At 70.4% G+C, this 2,217-nt stretch carries 3 protein-coding genes and 2 pseudogenes; 1 reads left to right on the forward strand and 4 read right to left on the reverse strand.

Annotated elements, in window-relative coordinates; all coding sequences use genetic code 11:
* From G7A99_RS18350 to G7A99_RS18360, 3 genes and pseudogenes are all read right to left on the reverse strand, one after another.
* Positions 1-245 (reverse strand): annotated as a pseudogene (locus G7A99_RS18350) (cytochrome C); the annotation flags it as partial.
* 29 nt (positions 246-274) lie between these two features.
* Entirely contained in the window at positions 275-919 is a 645-nt protein-coding gene (locus G7A99_RS18355) for a cytochrome c (protein WP_156831172.1), read from the reverse strand.
* Between the two features lie 30 nt (positions 920-949).
* On the reverse strand, positions 950-1,279 hold the full coding sequence (locus G7A99_RS18360; RefSeq protein WP_018717921.1) for a TraR/DksA C4-type zinc finger protein: 330 nt from the start codon (positions 1,277-1,279) through the stop codon (positions 950-952).
* 327 nt (positions 1,280-1,606) lie between these two features.
* Here G7A99_RS18360 and G7A99_RS18365 point away from each other — a divergent pair, with 327 nt between their 5' ends.
* Positions 1,607-1,849 (forward strand): YdcH family protein, encoded by a 243-nt coding sequence (locus G7A99_RS18365; RefSeq protein ID WP_018717922.1) that lies wholly within the window; start codon positions 1,607-1,609, stop codon positions 1,847-1,849.
* 45 nt (positions 1,850-1,894) lie between these two features.
* Here the strand turns inward: G7A99_RS18365 and G7A99_RS18370 are convergent.
* Positions 1,895-2,217, reverse strand: a pseudogene (locus G7A99_RS18370) (alkene reductase); the annotation flags it as partial.

The raw sequence follows: 2,217 nt of genomic DNA on the forward strand, positions 1-2,217 counted from the left end.
CCGGCGTTCTTGCGGGTATGGATGAATGCCTCGCGGCCGCGGCGCACGGAGTCGCCGAACGCGCCGTCCGGGATGGCGTCGGGGGAGGGGGCCTGGTGGTAGCCCGCCTCGCCGGCGTCCGGGCTCGGGGCCAGCTCCTTCTGGGCGCGCAGGTCGTCGGCGGCATGGCCGGCACCGGCGGCGAACGTGAGCGCGAGGCCTAGCGCGACGGCGGCCGGGATCGCGGCGTGCATGCGGGTCGTCATGATGGTTCTCCTCTCGGTTCCGCCGGCGCCTACTGCCGGGTGGCGGGCAGCGCGGCGAAGTATTCGGCCACGGCGGCTGCCTGGTCCGCCTCGAGGCGTCCGGCGACAGAGGCCATCAGGCCGTGGGGGTCGTCGTGGCGGTCGCCAGACTGCCAGGCCTCGATCTGGTTGCGCAGGTAGTTCGCGTGTTGGCCGGCGAGTGGCGGGAACACGCTACCCACGCCGCGGCCGTCCGGGCCATGGCAGGTGGTGCAGGCGGGTACGCCCTGCTCCCAGAGGCCGTCCTGGGCAATGCGCCGGCCCTGCGGGTGGTCGCCCGGCGTGCCGCCATCGCCGGCGGGGGGCGCCATCTGCGCGTAGTGCTCGGCGACCGCGGCGATGTCGGCGTCGGATAGCGCCGAGGCGGTCGGCTTCATCACCGCGTTGACGCGGCGGCCGTCGGCGAAGGCGTGGAGCTGGGCAGCCAGGTACTCCGCGGGCAGGCCGGCCAGCCGCGGGTAGCCGGCGGCGGCGTTACCGCCGCCGTCCGCACCGTGGCAGCTCGCGCAGGGCGGGGCGCCGTCGCCATTGCCGCTGCTGGCGACGGTCGCGCCGCGGTCGGCGCCGACCGCGGCCAGGGGAACGGTGAACGCCAGGGCCACAAGGGCCCGGCGCATTCCATGGAATGCGGGCATGGGTCTCTCCTCCTCCGGGATGCGCTTGGGTCAGTCCTGCTCGCTGGCGCAGTCGCTGCACAGCGTGGCGGTAGGCAGTGCCTCCAGCCGATCGGCGGCAATGGGACCGCCGCAGGACTCACAGGTCCCTCCCTGGCCCTGGTCGATGCGGGCGAGGGCGTGGCGGATCTGCTCGACGCGCTCGCGGCTGGTCTGCAGCAGCCGCTCGACGACCTCGTCGTTCTCCAGCTCGATGGCCTGCTCTTCGGTATCGCGGTCGAGGGCGCCGTCGGCGCGGCGGACGTGGCGCTCGTAGCCCTCGATCCGTTCGAGCTCCTCGCGCTCCATGGCCTTCAGTCGGGTCACGCGGTCTTCGCTCATCGGGTAGTCCCTGTTCCGTGGTTGTCGTCGGTTGTCGTCTCCGGCCCCCACCCTCATCGTGGCGGATAGATGATCCGGGTCAAGCGGTCCTGCCGCTGCCGGGCCATGATACTGATCTTCTCAGAGGTCTTGTCTCGTGTCTGAGCGCTCTGGCGCTCCCTTCGGGCTGGACCGTGCGCCGATGGGACTGCGTTGCTCGCCGCTCATGGTGCCGGTTATATCGCGCGCCTGGCGTCTTGCCCCATTGGCGCACGGTCCGGCTGACGCATGACAAGACCTCTGAGAAGATTAGTAATCCCCGAACGGTCACAGCGAGAAGGCGTAACGATGCAGATCGAGAAACACGACCTCGTCCACGAGTTCCCCGAGTTCCGCGAGCGTATCCACGAGCTCAAGATGAACGACCGGCATTTCGCGCGGTTGTTCGACGAGTACCACGAGGTGGATCATGAGGTGCGGCGCATCGAGGAGGGCAACGAGACCCCCTCCGACGACTACGTCGAGGATCGCAAGAAGCGCCGCGTCCAGCTCAAGGACGAACTCTACGCCATGCTCAGCGACGGCCAGTGACCGCCGCGGAGCGGCCCTGCAGGGCCGCTCCGTGCCCGGCCGGGACTACGCGGTGGCCGCTTGCTCCATGAACGGGTAGTCGGTGTAGCCGCGTTCGTCGCCGCCATAGAAGGTGCTGGAGTCCGCCTTCTGCATCGGCGCGTCCAGGGCGATGCGCTGCACCAGGTCCGGGTTGGAGATGAACGAGCGTCCGAACGCGACCAGGTCGGCGTAGCCGCTGGCGACGGCCTCGCCCGCCATTGCCGGGGTGTAGCCGTTGTTCGCCATCCAGCAGCCGGGGAAACGCCGGCGCAGGGCGGCATAGTCGAAGGGCTGGAACTCCCGGTCCCCCCCGGTCGCGCCCTCGATGATATGCACGTAGGCGAGGC

It is taken from the genome of Arhodomonas sp. KWT (assembly GCF_010993615.1).

What these genes read in the sequence shown, in the direction of transcription:
- G7A99_RS18355 (WP_156831172.1), bottom strand. Translation starts at nt 919, where the DNA reads ATGCCCGCATTCCATGGAATGCGCCGGGCCCTTGTGGCCCTGGCGTTC.
- G7A99_RS18360 (WP_018717921.1), bottom strand. Translation starts at nt 1,279, where the DNA reads ATGAGCGAAGACCGCGTGACCCGACTGAAGGCCATGGAGCGCGAGGAG.
- G7A99_RS18365 (WP_018717922.1), top strand. Translation starts at nt 1,607, where the DNA reads ATGCAGATCGAGAAACACGACCTCGTCCACGAGTTCCCCGAGTTCCGC.